Annotated in this window: 14 protein-coding genes; 5 read left to right on the forward strand and 9 right to left on the reverse strand. The window is 68.2% G+C overall.

Going from position 1 to position 17,070, the window contains the following annotated elements; all coding sequences use genetic code 11:
• Positions 1 to 2 precede the first annotated feature (2 nt).
• The 4 genes from MKCMC460_RS21015 to clpS all read right to left on the reverse strand — a co-directional run bounded on the left by MKCMC460_RS21015 (position 3) and on the right by clpS (position 2,736).
• Positions 3 to 659 (reverse strand): rhomboid family intramembrane serine protease, encoded by a 657-nt coding sequence (locus tag MKCMC460_RS21015; protein ID WP_238304762.1) that lies wholly within the window; start codon positions 657 to 659, stop codon positions 3 to 5.
• A gap of 100 nt (positions 660 to 759) precedes the next feature.
• On the reverse strand, positions 760 to 1,806 hold the full coding sequence (locus tag MKCMC460_RS21020) for a P1 family peptidase (protein ID WP_236976819.1): 1,047 nt from the start codon (positions 1,804 to 1,806) through the stop codon (positions 760 to 762).
• Between the two features lie 17 nt (positions 1,807 to 1,823).
• Positions 1,824 to 2,405 carry a DUF2017 domain-containing protein gene (locus MKCMC460_RS21025; RefSeq protein WP_236976821.1) on the reverse strand — a complete coding sequence of 194 codons (582 nt, stop codon included), beginning with the start codon at positions 2,403 to 2,405 and terminating at the stop codon, positions 1,824 to 1,826.
• Between the two features lie 25 nt (positions 2,406 to 2,430).
• Positions 2,431 to 2,736: an ATP-dependent Clp protease adapter ClpS gene (gene clpS / locus MKCMC460_RS21030; protein WP_180914679.1), complete on the reverse strand. Its 306-nt coding sequence runs from the start codon at positions 2,734 to 2,736 to the stop codon at positions 2,431 to 2,433.
• A 116-nt stretch (positions 2,737 to 2,852) separates the two neighbouring features.
• On the opposite strand from clpS, the gene MKCMC460_RS21035 reads away from it, so the two are divergent.
• Positions 2,853 to 4,100: a nicotinate phosphoribosyltransferase gene (locus MKCMC460_RS21035; RefSeq protein ID WP_238306031.1), complete on the forward strand. Its 1,248-nt coding sequence runs from the start codon at positions 2,853 to 2,855 to the stop codon at positions 4,098 to 4,100.
• Between the two features lie 15 nt (positions 4,101 to 4,115).
• Positions 4,116 to 6,086, forward strand: a complete 1,971-nt coding sequence (locus MKCMC460_RS21040) for an ATP-dependent DNA helicase (protein ID WP_236976822.1) — start codon at positions 4,116 to 4,118, stop codon at positions 6,084 to 6,086.
• Here the strand turns inward: MKCMC460_RS21040 and glgP are convergent.
• Positions 6,083 to 8,674: an alpha-glucan family phosphorylase gene (gene glgP / locus MKCMC460_RS21045; RefSeq protein WP_238304763.1), complete on the reverse strand. Its 2,592-nt coding sequence runs from the start codon at positions 8,672 to 8,674 to the stop codon at positions 6,083 to 6,085. The two genes, MKCMC460_RS21040 and glgP, sit on opposite strands and share 4 nt — an antisense overlap.
• A 273-nt stretch (positions 8,675 to 8,947) precedes the next feature.
• Here glgP and MKCMC460_RS21050 point away from each other — a divergent pair, with 273 nt between their 5' ends.
• Both MKCMC460_RS21050 and glgB read left to right on the forward strand, forming a co-directional pair.
• Positions 8,948 to 11,044, forward strand: coding sequence for an alpha-1,4-glucan--maltose-1-phosphate maltosyltransferase (locus MKCMC460_RS21050; protein WP_238304765.1), 2,097 nt, complete (start codon positions 8,948 to 8,950; stop codon positions 11,042 to 11,044).
• A 6-nt stretch (positions 11,045 to 11,050) separates the two neighbouring features.
• Positions 11,051 to 13,246: a 1,4-alpha-glucan branching protein GlgB gene (gene glgB / locus MKCMC460_RS21055; RefSeq protein ID WP_236976823.1), complete on the forward strand. Its 2,196-nt coding sequence runs from the start codon at positions 11,051 to 11,053 to the stop codon at positions 13,244 to 13,246.
• 7 nt (positions 13,247 to 13,253) lie between these two features.
• Here the strand turns inward: glgB and MKCMC460_RS21060 are convergent, their stop codons facing one another.
• Entirely contained in the window at positions 13,254 to 14,189 is a 936-nt protein-coding gene (locus MKCMC460_RS21060) for a tetratricopeptide repeat protein (RefSeq protein WP_236976824.1), read from the reverse strand.
• A gap of 168 nt (positions 14,190 to 14,357) precedes the next feature.
• Entirely contained in the window at positions 14,358 to 15,539 is a 1,182-nt protein-coding gene (locus MKCMC460_RS21065) for an acetyl-CoA C-acetyltransferase (RefSeq protein ID WP_238304767.1), read from the reverse strand.
• An 81-nt stretch (positions 15,540 to 15,620) separates the two neighbouring features.
• On the opposite strand from MKCMC460_RS21065, the gene mce reads away from it, so the two are divergent.
• A complete protein-coding gene (gene mce / locus MKCMC460_RS21070; protein WP_236976826.1) occupies positions 15,621 to 16,079 on the forward strand; it encodes a methylmalonyl-CoA epimerase in 459 nt (152 codons plus the stop codon).
• A gap of 8 nt (positions 16,080 to 16,087) precedes the next feature.
• Here the strand turns inward: mce and MKCMC460_RS21075 are convergent, their stop codons facing one another.
• Both MKCMC460_RS21075 and nucS read right to left on the reverse strand, forming a co-directional pair.
• Positions 16,088 to 16,375 carry a hypothetical protein gene (locus MKCMC460_RS21075; protein ID WP_236976827.1) on the reverse strand — a complete coding sequence of 96 codons (288 nt, stop codon included), beginning with the start codon at positions 16,373 to 16,375 and terminating at the stop codon, positions 16,088 to 16,090.
• The gene (gene nucS, locus MKCMC460_RS21080) at positions 16,375 to 17,037 is read right to left on the reverse strand and encodes an endonuclease NucS (RefSeq protein WP_236976828.1); all 663 of its coding nucleotides are present in this window, start codon (positions 17,035 to 17,037) and stop codon (positions 16,375 to 16,377) included. The genes MKCMC460_RS21075 and nucS overlap by 1 nt, the downstream gene beginning before the upstream one ends.
• Positions 17,038 to 17,070: the final 33 nt, after the last annotated feature.

Here is a 17,070-nt window from a genome sequence, read left to right on the forward strand (position 1 = left end):
GCTCAACGGGAAGCACGGATGGACCGCTTCCGTTCCCGGGCTTTGCGTTCCGGCGATGACAGCAGATACGCCGCCACCACTCCGGCCAGTGCGCCGCACAGGTGCCCCTGCCAGGACACGCCGCCACACACCCCGAGCACCGGCAGTGCGCCCAGCAGCACACCGCCGTACACGAACAGCACCGCCAGCCCGATGACGATGTTCCACAGCTTGCGCACGAAGATCCCGAACACCAGCAGGAACGCCAGCCAGCCGAAGATCAGGCCGGAGGCTCCGATGTGGTCGGTCGGACGGCAGCTGCTGCCCATATCGCCGATCAGCCAGGTGCCGAAGCCACCCAGGATCCAGATGATCGCGGTGGCCCAGACGAATCGGGACAATCCGGCCAGCGTCATCAGAAAGCCCAGCACCAGCACCGGCACGGTGTTGGCGATCAGGTGCCCCCAGTTCGCGTGCAGCAGCGGCGCGAACAGGATGCCCCACAAGCCGTCGGTGGTCTGCGGCCTGATGCCGTTGCGATCCAGCCGGCCCCCGGTGAGTTGGTCGATCAATTCGACGAGGTAGAGGAGCGCGACGAACGTGCCGATCGTCGTTGCCCCGATAACCCAGGCCGGCTTCTTGTCCTGCGCCGCCGGCGGGCGCGACCCGCTTCTGCCCATAGCTGCCCTTCCAGCGCGTCCCCCGCATCGACCAGGCTACCGGCGCAACCGCGATCGGCGGCGCATCGCCTCGACCAGGTGGACGCGGATCACCAGCACGCTAACCGGTGTGCTTGGCGAACGCGCCCGGCACCACGTCACGGTAAGCCGGTATCCCGGCCACCGACTCGGCGGCGATCACCCCGGACACCACCGCCCGCGCCAGGCAGTCGGCCGCGGCGGCACCAACCGCGGTGATCACGGCCGTTTCCGGCGACAACGCGGCGGGGGTATTGGGTGACGGCGGCACCTCGATTGCGCCCGTCGCCAGCGCGAAGACGGTGTCACCGTCCAGCGGCGTGTGCGCCGGACGCAGGGTGCGCGCCAGACCGTCGTGCGCGGCGACCGCCACCCTGCGGCAGGCCGCCGGGCTCAGCACCGCGTCGGTGGCCACGACGGCGATGGTCGTGTTCAGCTGGCTCAGCGGCGACGGCAGTTCCGCCAGCGCCGCGACCTGGTCGTGCGGCGGTGGCGTCAGCGCGAACTCGCCGATCAGTTCCGCCATCCACGGCAGGCCGGTAGCCCGGTCGACGGCGTCACCGGCGGCGTTCACAATGGCCAGCGCGCCGACAGTCACTCCGGACGGCAGCGTGCGAGACGCGGTTCCCACGCCGCCCTTGAGCACCCCGGCACGCGCACCCACGCCGGCCCCGGCGATGCCCAGCGGGACGGGCGCCGCGTCGCCGGCTGTATCGGCGGCTTGGCATGCGGCATAACCGAATTCGGCGGTCGGCCGACAATCCCAGGCCCCGACCGGCAGGTCGAACACCACCGCGGCCGGCACGATCGGCACCACACCGCCGCCCATCGCCACCCCGCGCTGGTGTTCCTCCAGCCAGCGCATCACGCCGTCGGCGGCGGCCAATCCGTAGGCGCTGCCGCCGGACAGCACCACCGCGTCCACGTAGCGGACGCTGTTGATCGGGTCGAGCAGGTCGGTCTCCCGGGTGCCGGGCGCGCCGCCGCGGCAGTCGACGGCACCCACGGTCCCGGGCGGCGTCAACACCACCGTGGTGCCACAGGCCCAGCCGCCGCCGAGGAACGCGTCGGGGTCCAGCCGGTGGTAATGGCCGACGCGGATTCCGCCGACGTCGGTGAGCGAGTTCATCGGGCCCGCCACCGGGGTTACCGGTGGCCCATCAGCACCAGCACCAGATACTCCTGCAGCACCGTCAGCCATTGGTAGACGTCGAAGTGCGCGGCCAGCGGGTGGTCGGCCGGCAGGCGTTCGGGCCCGTTCGGCCCGACCTCGAGCATCACGCCCAACGTCAGGCGCAGGTCGTTGACCGCCGAAATCCAGGCGTTGGCCGCGTCCTCGGTCAATTCGAACCGGCCGCCGTTCTGCGGCACCGTATCCAACAACTGCTGCGCCGCAGCACGTTTGGCGTCGATGATGTCGGGCTCGTGCAGACTGCGCAGTGCCGAGTTGAGCGTCTCGGAGGCGTCGAGGTCCAGCGGATCCCCCTCACGCCGGCGATAGAAGTCCGGCAGCAGCCGGCCCAGCGTCGGGTCGGCCGGGCGCTGCGAGTGCCCGGTCTTGATGCCGGTGATCTCTTCGAGTTCGTCCGACGGCGAGGATGACTGCCGCTCGTCCAGCAGGCCGACCATCGCACCGACCAGGTTCTGCAGCAGGGCCGCTTCGTGCGGGGCCAGCGACGACCGAAAACGGGGACCGTTACGGGTCTCGACGCGCTTCCATTTGCGCACTATGACTACCGGCTACCCGCGGATCTCATTTGTCCTGCTGCATCGTCGCCCACAACCCGGCGGCATGCAGTTTGGACACGTCGACCTCCATCGACTCCCGACTGCCCGAGGACACCACGGCCTTGCCTTCGTTGTGCACCTGCAGCATCAGCTTGGTGGCCTGCGGCTCGCTGTAGCCGAACAATTTCTGGAACACGTAGGTCACGTAAGTCATCAGGTTGACCGGGTCGTCCCAGACGATCGTCACCCACGGACTCGTCGTAGCGTCGACCGGAGCGGATTCGCGCTGCCCCGTACTGCCCGGCTTGGCCGGCGCTTTCGCTACCACCATGGGGGTAAGGATACCGAGAGCGCACCGTCGCAGTCAGCCGATACCGTTGGCGAGGTGAATGCGCCGTGAATGACATTGCATCAGCTGGGTTGTTGACCGACAAATACGAGTTGACCATGCTGGCGGCGGCCCTGCGCGACGGCACCGCGCAGCGACAGACCAGCTGGGAGGTGTTCGCGCGCCGGCTGCCCGCCGGCCGGCGGTACGGGGTGGTCGCCGGCACCGGCCGGCTGCTGGAGCTGTTGCCGCAGTTCAGGTTCGACGACGCCGCATGCGATCTGGTGGCCGAATTCCTCGATCCCGACACGGTGGATTATCTGCGCAACTTCCGGTTCGGTGGCGACATCGACGGTTACGCCGAGGGCGAGCTGTACTTCCCCAACTCCCCGGTCCTGTCGGTGCACGGCAGCTTCGCCGAGTGCGTGCTGCTGGAAACGCTGGTGCTGTCGATCTTCAATCACGACACCGCGATCGCTTCGGCGGCCGCGCGCATGGTCAGCGCCGCCCGCGGCCGTCCGGTCATCGAAATGGGCACCCGCCGCACCCACGAGCGTGCCGCGGTCGCCGCGGCGCGGGCCGCCTACATCGCCGGCTTCGCCGGCACGTCGAACCTGGAGGCCCAACGGTTGTACGGGGTGCCCACGGTGGGCACCGCCGCGCACGCCTTCACCATGGTGCACACCCAGCAGAGCGGCACCGAGGAATTGGCCGCCTTCCGGGCACAGGTCGCCGCGCTGGGCCCAGGCACCACGCTGCTGGTGGACACCTACGACGTGACGACGGGGGTCGCCAACGCGATCGCCGCCGCCGGCCCGGAGCTGGGTGCGGTCCGCATCGACTCCGGCGACCTCGAGGCGCTGGCCCACCAGGTGCGTACCCAGCTCGACGAGCTGGGCGCCAGACACACCCGCATCGTGCTGACCGGTGACCTCGACGAGTTCTCCATCGCCGGGCTGGCCGCCGCGCCGGTCGACCGCTACGGCGTCGGCACGTCTCTGGTCACCGGGTCGGGCGCACCGACGGCGAGCATGGTCTACAAACTCGTCGAGGTGGACGGCATCCCGGTGCAGAAACGCAGCAGCCAGAAGCAGTCCCGCGGTGGCCGAAAAGCGGCGCTGCGGCTGGCCCGGCCGACCGGCACCGTCACCGAGGAGGTCGTGCACCCCGCCGCCCGCCCGCCGGACGTCACCGAGCCGCACCGCGTGTTGACGACGCCCTTGGTGCGCGCCGGGCGCGCCGTCTTCCAGACCGATCTGTCCGCGGCACGGGAACTGGTGGCGGCGGGGTTACGCAGCCTGCCGTGGGAGGGGCTGAGCTTGTCCCCCGGCGAACCGGCGATCCCGACGCAGACCATCCCTACCTGACCGAAGGGGCAGCTGGTGTCCGAGGCTGAATCCGTCAGGGCGCTGCTTGGCAAGGCGGTCGCCGCGCTCGGCGGCAGCGAGCGCAGCGGCCAGCAGCAGATGGCCCACGCGGTCGCCCGGGCCTTCGAAACCCGCCAACACCTGGTGGTGCAGGCCGGCACCGGCACCGGCAAGTCGTTGGCGTACCTGGTTCCCTCGATCGTGCGCGCGGTCAACGACGACGCACCGGTGGTGGTGTCGACGGCGACGATCGCCCTGCAGCGCCAGCTCGTCGACCGCGACCTGCCCCGCCTGGCCGACTCGCTGGCTGACGCACTGCCTCGCCGGCCCACCTTCGCGTTGCTCAAAGGGCGACGAAACTATCTGTGCCTGAACAAGATTCACGGCGCCGTCACCGACGACCCGGACGAGCCGCCGCAAGAGGAACTATTCAACCCGATGGCGGCCAGCGCCCTGGGTCGCGACGTGCAACGCCTCACCGAGTGGGCGTCGAGCACCGAAACCGGGGATCGTGACGACCTCAAACCCGGTGTGCCGGAACGATCCTGGTCACAGGTCAGCGTGTCGGCACGCGAATGCATCGGGGTGGCCCGCTGCCCGTACGGCAGCGAGTGCTTCTCGGAAAGGGCGCGGGCGCGGGCCGGCGGCGCCGATATCGTCGTCACCAATCACGCGCTGCTGGCCATCGACGCGGTGTCCGACTCCGCGGTGCTGCCCGAACACGAACTCCTGGTCGTCGACGAAGCGCACGAGTTGGCCGATCGGGTGACGTCGGTGGCCACCGCGGAGTTGACGGCCGCGTCGTTGGGGGTGGCGGCGCGGCGCATCACCAGATTGGTGAAGCCGGAGCTGGTCCAGCGTCTGGAAGCGGCATCGACGACCTTCTCCTCGGCCATCCACGACGCTCAGGCCGGGCGCATCGACTACCTCGACGACGAGCTCGCCACCTACCTCGCCGCGCTCCGGGACGCTGCCAACGCGGCTCGCTCGGCGATCGAGGGCACCAGCGACACGCGGGCCGCGGCCGCGCGGGCGGAGGCGGCCGCGACGCTGATCGAGATCGCCGACACGGCCGCGCGGATCCTCGAGTCGTTCGGGCCGGCCATCCCGGACCGCACCGACATCGTCTGGCTCGACCACGAAGACAACCGCGGGACCCCACGTGCGGTGCTGCGGGTGGCTCCGCTGTCGGTGGCCGGGCTGCTGGCCACGCAGGTGTTCGCCCGGTCGACGACGGTGTTGACCTCGGCGACGCTGACGGTGGGCGGGACCTTCGACGCGATGGCCCAGGCCTGGGGCCTTCAGGGTTCGGACCGCGCCTGGTGCGGGCTGGACGTGGGGTCTCCGTTCGAGCACGCCAAGTCCGGGATCTTCTACATCGCCGCCCATCTGCCGCCACCGGGCCGCGACGGTGTCGGGTCGGCCGAGCAGCTCACCGAGATCGCCGAACTGATCACCGCGGCCGGCGGTCGCACGTTGGGCCTGTTCTCCTCGATGCGCGCGGCGCGGGCCACCGCCGAGGCGATGCGCGACCGACTGTCCACCCCGGTGCTGTGCCAGGGCGACGACAGCACCTCCGCGTTGGTCGAGCAGTTCAGCGCCGAGCCGGAGACCTCCCTGTTCGGCACGCTGTCGCTGTGGCAAGGCGTCGACGTCCCGGGGCCGTCGCTGTCGTTGGTGCTGATCGACCGCATCCCGTTTCCGCGGCCCGACGACCCGTTGCTCAGTGCCCGCCAGCGCGCGGTCGCCGCCCGCGGCGGCAACGGCTTCATGGCCGTCGCCGCCAGCCATGCGGCGCTGCTGCTGGCGCAGGGATCGGGCCGGCTGCTGCGCCGGGTGACCGATCGCGGGGTGGTCGCGGTGTTGGACTCACGCCTGGCCACCGCCCGTTACGGCGACTACCTGCGCGCCACGCTGCCGCCGTTCTGGCAGACCACGAATGGCGCGCAGGTCCGGGCGGCGCTGGCCCGGCTGGCACAGAGCTAAGCCAGGGTGACCAGCCCGAGTTCGCTGCTGTCGGCGAGCATCGGATGGCGCGGCAGCACCCGCACCGTGTAGCCCAGCGACCCGGCCAGCGGCAGCGGTGTCGTCGTCGAGAACACCTGGTAGCCCCCCTCGGCGCTGCCGGTGTACGTCATCTCGACGGTGAACGGATCCTGCAACTCGTCGGCCGCGTCGACCCGGCCCAACACCGCCTGCACGGTCACCTCGTCGGGCGACAGGCCGGCCAGGTGCATGGTGGCGGTCAGCGTCAGCTTCGATCCCAGCAGCGGGGTGTCCGGCAGTCCGGTGCTGTCCACATCGGTGATGTCGATCTTCGGCCAGGCCTCTTCGGCGCGACGCCGGTAGGCGGCCAGTTCCCGGGCGGCATCGAATCGGGCGCCACCCTCGTGAGCCGCGACGATCTGCCGCAGCGACCTCGCGGCCGGCGTGTAGTACTGCTCGACGTAGTCGGTGACCATCCGGGAGGCCAGCACCTTGGGCCCCAGGGTCTGCAGCGTGTGCCGCACCATCTCGATCCAGCGCGGTGGCGTCCCGTGCTCGTCGCGCTCGTAGAACTTGGGCGCCACCGCCTCCTCCAACAGCTTGTAGAGGGCGGTGGCCTCCAGGTCGTCGCGCCGGTTCTCGTCGGCCACGCCGTCCGCCGAAGGGATCTCCCAGCCGTTCTCGCCGTCGTACCACTCGTCCCACCAGCCGTCTCGGATGGAGAGGTTCAACCCGCCGTTCAACGCGCTCTTCATCCCCGACGTTCCGCAGGCCTCCAACGGCCGCAACGGGTTGTTCAGCCAGACGTCGCAGCCCCAGTAGAGCAGCCGCGCCATCGACATGTCGTAATTGGGCAGGAAGGCGATCCGGTGCCGCACCTCGGGGCGGTCGGCGAACCGCACCACCTGCTGGATCAGCGCCTTGCCGCCGTCGTCGGCGGGGTGCGACTTACCGGCGACGATCAGCTGCACCGGCCGCTGCTCATCGAGCAGCAGCCGTTCCAGCCGAGCCGGGTCGCGCAACATCAGGGTCAGCCGCTTGTACGTCGGAACCCGCCGGGCGAACCCCACGGTGAGCACATCGGGATCGAATGCTGTTGATATCCAAGTTAATTCGGCTTCCGATGCGCCGCGTTCCAACCAGGACTGGCGCAGCCGCAGCCGGACGTCCTGAACCAGCAGCGCGCGCAACTGGGATCGGATCCACCACAGGTGCCCCGGGTCGACCTGCTGCAGCCGCAGCCACACGGCAGGCTCGCCGAACGAGTCCGACCCGGCCAGCTCGCGCCCCAACTCCAGCCACTGCGGAGCGGCCCAGGTGCGCGCATGAACGCCGTTGGTGATCGATCCGATCGGGACTTCCGCAGGGTCGAAGCCGGGCCACAACTCGTTGAACATGACCCGGCTGACCCGGCCGTGCAACAACGAGACTCCGTTGGCCCGCTGCGCCAGCCGCAGACCCATGTGCGCCATGTTGAACTTGGTCGGGTCGTCCTCGGCGCCCAAGGCCAGCACCCGCGCCGTCGGCACGCCGGGCAGCAGCGTGGACACCTGGTCGCCGGCATCGTCGAAGTAGCGCTGCACCAGCTCCGCGGGGAACCGGTCGATGCCGGCCGGAACCGGGGTGTGGGTGGTGAAGACGGTGGCCGACCGCACCACGGTCAGGGCGGTGTCGAAGTCCAGTCCACCTTCCGTCAGTTCGCGGACACGCTCCACGCCGAGGAATCCGGCGTGGCCCTCGTTCATGTGGAACACCTCGGGGCCGGGGCGCCCCTCGATGGCGGTGAAGGCACGGATCGCCCGCACCCCGCCGATACCGGCCAGCAGTTCCTGCACCATCCGGTGCTCCTGGTCGCCGCCGTACAACCGGTCGGTGACGGTGCGCAGCTCGTGCTCGTTCTCCGGGACATCGGAGTCCAGCAGCAGCAACGGGATGCGCCCGACCTGCGCGACCCAGATCCGCGCCCGCAGCCGCATGGAGTCCGGCAACGCCAACTCCACGAGCGCCGGGCTGCCGTCGGCGTCGGTGAGCAACCGCAACGGCAGCCCCTGCGGGTCCAGCGAGGGGTAGGTCTCGTGCTGCCAACCGTCGGCGGTCAGGGACTGCCGGAAATATCCGGAGCGGTAGTACAGGCCCACCGCGATCAGCGGCAGCCCCAGGTCCGACGCCGATTTCAGATGGTCTCCGGCGAGGATTCCGAGACCACCGGAATAGTTGGGCAACACCTCGGCGACACCGAACTCCATCGAGAAGTAGGCGATGCCGGTGGGCAGGTCGGCGCCGGCAGACTGTTGCTGCTGATACCACAGCGGGCGGTTCAAATAGTCGTTCAAGTCGGCGGCGAGTTCGTCGAGCCTGCGCAGAAACTCCTCGTCGGTCGCCAGTTCGTCGAGCCGCGCCGGCTTCACTGCGCCGAGCACGGCCACCGGGTCCTTGCCGCATTTGTTCCACAGCTCGGGATCGATGGTGGCGAACAGGTCCTGCGTCGGTTTTTCCCACGACCAGCGCAGGTTGGTCGACAGCTGGTCCAGCGCGGCGAGGCGTTGTGGAAGGTGGGCACGCACGGTAAAGCGACGGAGGGCTTTCACGCATTTCAACCTTACTGAGGTTTTCCCAGCTTGCAGCCTTCGGCCACCGCGATTCGGGCAGTCGGCTGCGCCACCTTCGGTGTAGCCGGCCACTAGGGTGGGTATGGGCGCAAGGAGGCGAGCAGACCGGCCTGAGGAATCAAGACCTGTGCAAAACCCCGACGAGGAACGCTGCGGTTTCCGCGGGTGAGAACGTCCAAGAACCCTCCCGCGACGATGCGGTCCGCACCCGCGGACCGAGCAGGAGCCGGAGAATCGGATTGGAGTGATTGGGTGCCCGGTCGTATCGAGATCGACGACGTCCAGCCCGTCGTCTCGTGCGGTACTTATCCCGCAAAAGCTGTCGTCGGTGAGGTGATCCCGGTTCGTGCCGCGGTGTGGCGCGAGGGACACGAAGCGGTGGCGGCAACACTGGTGGTGCGGTACCTGGGTACGCGTTACCCGCAGGTCACCGAGGTCCGCCGGATCAAGGCCGCGCAAGCCACCGAAAGCGAGGTGGCCGGTAGGCCGGACGCCGCAGCCGCCGACGAGCGCGTCAAGCCGCTGCACCTGCCCATGACGATGGGCCTGGAACCCTATGTTTTTCACGGTCTGTTCACACCTGACCGGGTTGGGTTGTGGAGCTACCGGGTCGACGGCTGGGGCGACCCCATTCACACCTGGCGGCACGGTTTGATCGCGAAACTCGATGCGGGCCAAGGCGAGCAGGAGCTCTCCAACGACCTGCTGGTGGGTGCGACGCTGTTCGACAGAGCCGCCGCGGGGATGCCGCGCCAGCAGCGCCAACCACTGCTGGAAGCGGCCGCCGCTTTGCGGTCCCCCGGGGACCCGCTGACCCGCACCGCGCTCGCACTTGCCCCGGAGATCGAGGAGCTGCTGCACGAGTTCCCGTTGCGGGAATTGGTCACCCGCGGTGAGCAATTCGGCGTCTGGGTCGACCGGCCGGCGGCGCGCTTCGGGTCCTGGTACGAGTTTTTCCCCCGCTCGACCGGCGGCTGGGACGCCGACGGCAACCCGGTGCACGGCACTTTCGCCACCGCCGCAGCGGCGCTACCGCGGATCGCCGGCATGGGCTTCGACGTGGTCTATCTGCCGCCGATCCACCCGATCGGCAAGGTGCACCGCAAGGGACGCAACAACAACCCGACCGCCGCGCCCGGAGACGTCGGCTCACCGTGGGCCATCGGCAGCGACGAGGGCGGCCACGACGCGGTACACCCCAGCCTGGGCACCCTCGACGACTTCGATGATTTCGTCTCCACGGCAAGGGAATTGGGGATGGAAGTCGCGCTGGACCTGGCGCTGCAGTGTGCACCGGACCACCCATGGGCGCGTGCGCACCGCAACTGGTTCACCGAGCTCCCCGACGGCACCATCGCCTATGCGGAGAACCCGCCGAAGAAATACCAGGACATCTATCCGCTGAACTTCGACAACGATCCGGCCGGTCTTTACGACGAGGTGCTGCGCGTGGTGCGGCACTGGATCGACCACGGCGTCAAGTTCTTTCGGGTCGACAACCCGCACACCAAGCCACCGGACTTCTGGGCCTGGCTGATCGGCCAGGTCAAGTCCGTCGACCCCGACGTGCTGTTCCTGTCCGAGGCTTTCACTCCGCCGGCGCGCCAGTACGGCCTGGCCAAACTGGGATTCACGCAGTCCTACAGCTACTTCACCTGGCGCACCGCGAAGTGGGAGCTGACCGAGTTCGGCAACGACATCGCTCGCCTCGCCGACTTCCGCACCCCCAACCTGTTCGTCAACACCCCGGACATCCTGCATGCGATCCTGCAGCACAACGGTCCCGGCATGTTCGCCATCCGGGCGGTCCTGGCGGCGACCATGAGCCCGGCCTGGGGGGTGTATTCGGGCTACGAACTGTTCGAGCATCGGGCGGTACGTGAGGGCAGCGAGGAGTACCTGGACTCAGAGAAGTATGAGCTGCGCCCCCGCGACTTCGCGGGCGCGCTGGCCGAAGGAAATTCGTTGGAGCCGTTCATCACCCGGCTCAACGAGATCCGACGATTACATCCCGCACTACAGCAGCTGCGCACCATCGCCTTCCATCACCTGGACAACGACGCCCTGCTGGCCTACAGCAAGTTCGACCCGGCCACCGGCGACTGCGTGCTGGTGGTGGTGACGCTCAACGCATTCGGGCCCGAAGAATCAACCCTGCATCTGGACATGGCGGCGCTGGGCATGGAGCCCTACGACCGGTTCTGGGTGCGCGACGAGATCACCGGCGAGGAATATCAATGGGGACAAGCCAACTACATCCGCATCGACCCGGGCCGCGCCGTGGCCCATGTCGTCAACATGCCCATCGTTCCCGAGGATGCCCGAGTCGCGCTGCTGCGCAGGAGGTGAGGGGAAATGAACCGCACTGAACAACTCGCCACGACACATCTGGCGCCCGATCCCGCCGAGGTGGGCCGCTTGGTCTCCGGCGTACACCACAACCCGCACAGCATCTTGGGCGCTCATGAATACGGTGACCACACCGTGGTACGCGCCTTCCGCCCCCACGCCGCCAGCGTGGTGGCGCTGGTGGGCGAGGACCGGTTCCCGTTGCAGCACGTCGATTCCGGAGTGTTCGCGGTCGCGTTGCCGTTCGTGGACCTGATCGACTACCGGCTCGAGGTGACCTACGAGGGCTCCGGCCCGCACGTCGTCGCCGACGCCTACCGGTTCCTGCCCACGCTGGGCGAGGTGGACCTGCACCTGTTCGCCGAGGGCCGCCACGAGCGACTCTGGGAAGTGCTCGGCGCGCATCCCCGTTCGTTCACCACCCCCGACGGCGAGGTGACCGGGGTGTCGTTTGCGGTGTGGGCTCCGAATGCCAAGGGCGTCAGCCTGATCGGCGAATTCAACGGCTGGACCGGAAACGACGCGCCGATGCGGGTGCTGGGCTCCTCGGGTGTGTGGGAGCTGTTCTGGCCCGACTTCCCGGTCGGAGGTCTCTACAAATTCCGGGTGCACGGCGCCGACGGCGTGGTGACCGACCGCGCCGACCCGCTGGCTTTCGGCACCGAAGTGCCACCCCAGACCGCATCGCGGGTCACGGTCAGCCAGTACACCTGGGGCGATGGCGAGTGGATCGCGCAGCGTGCGCAACGCAACCCGGTGTTCGAGCCGATGAGCACCCTCGAGGTGCACCTCGGCTCCTGGCGGCCCGGGCTGAGCTACCGGCAGCTCGCCGAGCAGCTCACCGAATACGTTGTCCAACAAGGGTTCACCCACGTCGAGCTGTTGCCCGTGGCCGAGCACCCGTTCGGGGGATCCTGGGGGTACCAGGTCACGTCGTACTACGCGCCCTCGTCCCGGTTCGGCACCCCCGACGAATTCCGCAGCGTCGTCGACGCACTGCACCAGGCCGGCATCGGCGTCATCGTCGACTGGGTGCCCGCGCATTTCCCGAAGGACGCCTGGGCGCTGGGCCGCTTCGACGGCACCGCGCTCTACGAGCACTCCGATCCCAACCGCGGAGAGCAGCTGGACTGGGGCACTTACGTATTCGACTTCGGCCGCCCCGAGGTGCGTAACTTCCTGGTGGCCAACGCGCTGTACTGGATCGAGCAGTTCCACGTCGACGGCCTGCGCGTGGACGCGGTGGCCTCGATGCTCTACCTGGACTATTCCCGCCCGGAGGGCGGTTGGACGCCGAACATCTACGGCGGACGGGAGAATCTGGAAGCGGTGCAGTTCCTGCAGGAGATGAACGCCACCGCACACAAGGCCGCGCCGGGCATCGTCACCATCGCCGAGGAGTCTACGTCTTGGCCGGGTGTCACGCGCCCGACCAACCTTGGCGGCCTTGGCTTTTCGATGAAATGGAACATGGGCTGGATGCACGACACGCTCGACTACGTCAGCCGCGACCCGATCTACCGCAGTTTCCACCACCATGAGATGACGTTCTCGCTGCTGTATGCGTTCAGTGAGAACTACGTGCTGCCGCTGAGCCACGACGAGGTGGTGCACGGCAAGGGCACGCTGTGGAGCCGGATGCCCGGTGACAACCACGCCAAGGCGGCCGGGCTGCGCAGTCTGCTCGCGTATCAGTGGGCACATCCGGGCAAGCAACTGCTGTTCATGGGCCAGGAGTTCGGCCAGCGTGCCGAGTGGTCGGAGGAACGCGGCCTGGACTGGTGGCAACTCGACGAACAGGGCTTCTCCAACGGAACCCTGCGCCTGGTGCGCGACATCAACGCCATCTACTCCAGCCATCCGGCGCTGTGGAGTCAGGACAACACCCCCGAGGGCTATTCCTGGATCGACGCCAACGACTCGGCCAACAACGTGCTGAGCTTCCTGCGGTACGGCAGCGACGGCTCGGTGCTGGCGTGTGTGTTCAACTTCGCCGGCGCCGAGCACAGCAACTACCGACTTGGACTGCCGCTAGCCGGCCGCTGGCGGGAGGTGCTCAACACCGATGCCACGGTCTACAACGGTTCGGGAATCGGCAATCTCGGCGGCGTGGACGCCACCGAGGACGCCTGGCACGGCCGTCCGGCCTCGGCGGTGATGGTGTTGCCGCCGATGTCCGCGCTGTGGCTGGAACCGGAGTAGCAGACGCTCAGTACAGCGCGTTGGCAAGGTTGCGGCGGCCGGCGACGACTTCCGGGTCGGCGGGATCGAAAAGCTCGAAGAGCTCGATCAGGCGGGTTCGCACCTTGGTCCGGTCGTCCCCGGCGGTGCGACGCACCAACGCAATCAGCCGGTCGAACGCGCCGCTGACATCCTGGTTCAACAATTGGAGATCCGCGGCGGCGAAGGCCGCGTCGATGTCGTCGGGCGCGGCGTCGGCGACCAGCACCGCATCCGGGCGTTGCGCCGTTGCGCGGGTGAGGAAGTCGATCTGGCGGATTGCCGCCTGCGCTTCGACGTTGCCCGGGTTGGCGTCCAGGACCTCCTGATAGGACGTTTTGGCCGCTTCGAAGTCGCCGGCCTCGAGTTCCTGGCGGGCCCGCGCCACCGTCGGGTCGACCTGCGCCGGCTCACCGGAGCCGGACGGACCCCTGAGCTTTCCTTCGGTCGCCTCGAGCAGCTTGTCGATCCAGAGCCGCAGCTGATCGCCGGGCTGTGCACCCTGAAAGCTGGAAATGGGTTGCGCCGCGGCCAACGCCACCACGGTCGGAACTGCCTGCACGCCGAATACCCGTGCCAGCCCCGGCGCGGCGTCGACATTGGCCGCTGCCAGCGCCCACTTGCCGTTGTCCTCGGCGACCAGCCCGGACAGCGTCTCGAGCAACTCGACACAGACCTCGCTGCGCGGTGACCACAACAGCACCACCACCGGCACCTCGTCGGAGCGGTTGATCACCGCGTCTTCGAAGTTGGCCTCGGTGACCTGAATGATCTGCCCGGCGTCGGGTCCACCCGGTTGCCCCGCCGGTCCACTGCCCGCTGCGGAACCCGACGCCGCGGTGGACTGCTGAGCGCGTTGTTTGAGGCCGGACAGGTCGACCGCACCGGCCAACGCCGGCCCGATCGAGGGACGGGGACGAGTCACGCCGTCAATTTTGGCACGCCGCTTTCGACCCGGCCGACCCGGTGGCGCCGACTGCGTATCCGCCCGGTACCGGCCGGTAACTTATCGATATGAGCAATCTCACAAATACGGCGAGGCGGCCGCGCGCCGAGCCAGCCAGCAAACTCCGGCGCCACACCCCCTGAATCGCTACGGGGCCCGCAGAACGAGCGCGTCGCCCTGGCCGCCGGCGCCGCACAGCGCCGCTACGCCATAGCCCGAACCGCGGCGCGCCAACTCCAGCGCCACGTGCAAGGTGATGCGCGCTCCCGACATGCCGATCGGGTGCCCGACGGCGATCGCGCCACCGTTGACGTTGACGATCTCCGGGTTCACCCCGAGCTCCCTGGTGGAGGCCAGCGCCACCGCCGCGAAGGCCTCGTTGATCTCGACGACGTCGAGCTGATCGACGGTGATGCCCTCCCGGTCGAGCGCTTTCTTGATCGCGTTGGCCGGCTGGGACTGCAGAGTGGAGTCCGGCCCGGCCACCACACCGTGAGCACCGATCTCGGCGAGCCAGCTCAGCCCCAGCTCCTGGGCCTTTTCCTTGTTCATCACCACCACGGCGGCCGCCCCGTCGGAGATCTGCGAGGCCGAACCCGCGGTGATGGTGCCGTCCTTGCGAAACGCAGGTTTGAGGCCGGACAGCGAGTCGGCGGTGGTGTTGGCGCGGATACCTTCGTCCTCGCTGAACTGCAGCGGGTCGCCCTTGCGCTGCGGAATGCTGACCGGCACGACTTCGTCGGCGAAGACGCCGTCCTTCCACGCGGCGGCGGCCTTCTGGTGCGAGGCGGCGGCGTATTCGTCCTGCTGCTGGCGGGTGAACTGGTCGACGTCGTTGCGCTGTTCGGTCAGCGCGCCCATCGGCTGATCGGTGAACACGTCGTGCAGCCCGTCGTAAGCCAGATGGTCGAGCACGGTGACGTCGCCGTACTTGTAACCCGATCGGCTGTCCATCAGCAGGTGCGGCGCCTTGGTCATGGACTCCTGCCCACCGGCGACCACCACGTCGAACTCGCCGGCCCGAATCAGCTGGTCGGCCAGCGCGATGGCGTCGATACCGGACAGGCACATCTTGTTGATCGTCAGCGCTGGAACGTCCCAGCCGATACCGGCCGCGATCGCGGACTGCCGCGCCGGCATCTGCCCCGCACCCGCGGTCAGCACCTGGCCCATGATCACGTACTCGACCGCAGATGCAGGCACGTTGGCTTTTTCCAGCGCCGCCTTGATCGCGATACCACCGAGATCGCTGGCGCTGAAATCCTTCAGCGAACCCATCAACTTGCCGATGGGTGTCCGTGCCCCAGCAACGATCACCGACGTCGTCATGAAACCTCCTACATGCATGAGAGCGGGCGATTGTGCCAACCCGGAGAAGCAGATTCTTCGCTATGAGGTTACCGTTATGAGATGACGACCGATCAAGTTGACGCCCGTCGCAGTTTGGCTACTTCCCTGGTGACTGGACTCGATCACGTCGGCATCGCAGTCGCCGACCTCGATGCCTCGATCGAGTGGTACAACGACCACTTGGGCATGATCCTGGTGCACGAGGAGATCAACGACGACCAGGGGATTCGCGAGGCCATGCTGGCGGTGCCGGGCACTAGTGCGCAGATCCAGCTGATGGCTCCGCTCAACGAGGACTCGGTGATCGCGAAGTTCATCGACAAGCGCGGACCGGGCATCCAGCAGCTGGCCTGCCGGATCAGCGACCTCGACGCCATGTGCGCGCAGTTGCGCGAACAGGGCGTGCGGCTGGTCTACGAGAACCCCCGTCGCGGCACGGCTAACTCGCGGATCAACTTCATCCACCCCAAGGATGCCGGCGGGGTGTTGATCGAACTGGTCGAGCCGGCTCCTCGCTGAGCTAGGACCTAGGACCACTTCCGCGTCGGACCGCGGTTGCCGCGATTGGCCCAGCACGGCGTATGCCAGTGCCGCCGATCCTGCACCGCCTCCGCCGAATCTGCCCGCCACGCCACTACATGCGCTGTGCCGGAACGGATTTCGTGATCACATCCGGGGCAGCGATAAGTCTTGACCGCGCGCGCGGCCGCCACCGGCCGGACCTGGTACTCGTAGCCGTCCGGTCCGGTCTCCACCCGTTGCGCCAGCCTCGGCGGCGCGGCGGCGCGTTGTGGCCGAGTGCGGCGCCGGGCCATCAGAACAGCCGGTACTCGTCGCTGTCCATCCCCCGCATTTTGTCGTAATCCAATGTCAGACAACGGATTCCGCGGTCGGCGGCGAGGGTACGGGCCTGCGGTTTGATCTGCTGGGCGGCGAAAACGCCCTTCACCGGTGCCAGCACGGTGTCGCGGTTGAGCAGTTCGAGATAACGGGTGAGCTGTTCCACCCCGTCGATCTCACCGCGCCGCTTGATCTCCACGGCCACCGAGCCGCCGTTCTCGTCCCGGCACAGCAGGTCGACGGGCCCGATCGCGGTCATGTATTCGCGGCGCACCAGCGTGTACCCGTCGCCTAGCAGCCCGACGTGCTCGGCGAGCAGCGCCTGCAGGTGGGCTTCCACGCCGTCCTTCACCAACCCGGGATCGACACCCAGGTCGTGACTGGAGTCGTGCTCGACGGCCTCGACGGTGATGCGTAACTGTTCGCCGGCCTTGTTCTCCACCACCCAGATCGGTCCCGGTTCCTCGGTCAGCCAGCACGGCGGGCTCATCCAGTTCAGCGGCTTGTAGGCGCGGTCGTCGGCGTGGACGCTGACCGAGCCGTCCGCCTTGAAAAGCAGCAACCGGCGTGCGGAGGGCAGATGCGCGGTGAGGCGACCGACGTAGTCGACGGTGCACTGGGCGATAACGAGACGCACCCGCATCACCTTAGAGGCTTCGTCGCAGAGCGT

The organism is Mycobacterium sp. 20KCMC460, from assembly GCF_022179425.1.
GTDB lineage: Bacteria > Actinomycetota > Actinomycetes > Mycobacteriales > Mycobacteriaceae > Mycobacterium > Mycobacterium kiyosense.

Excerpts from the sequence above, each read along its gene's own strand:
- MKCMC460_RS21015 (WP_238304762.1), bottom strand. The coding sequence starts at position 659 with ATGGGCAGAAGCGGGTCGCGCCCGCCGGCGGCGCAGGACAAGAAGCCG.
- MKCMC460_RS21020 (WP_236976819.1), bottom strand. The coding sequence starts at position 1,806 with ATGAACTCGCTCACCGACGTCGGCGGAATCCGCGTCGGCCATTACCAC.
- clpS (WP_180914679.1), bottom strand. The coding sequence starts at position 2,736 with ATGGTGGTAGCGAAAGCGCCGGCCAAGCCGGGCAGTACGGGGCAGCGC.
- MKCMC460_RS21035 (WP_238306031.1), top strand. The coding sequence starts at position 2,853 with ATGCTGGCGGCGGCCCTGCGCGACGGCACCGCGCAGCGACAGACCAGC.
- glgB (WP_236976823.1), top strand. The coding sequence starts at position 11,051 with ATGAACCGCACTGAACAACTCGCCACGACACATCTGGCGCCCGATCCC.
- MKCMC460_RS21065 (WP_238304767.1), bottom strand. The coding sequence starts at position 15,539 with ATGACGACGTCGGTGATCGTTGCTGGGGCACGGACACCCATCGGCAAG.
- mce (WP_236976826.1), top strand. The coding sequence starts at position 15,621 with ATGACGACCGATCAAGTTGACGCCCGTCGCAGTTTGGCTACTTCCCTG.
- MKCMC460_RS21075 (WP_236976827.1), bottom strand. The coding sequence starts at position 16,375 with ATGGCCCGGCGCCGCACTCGGCCACAACGCGCCGCCGCGCCGCCGAGG.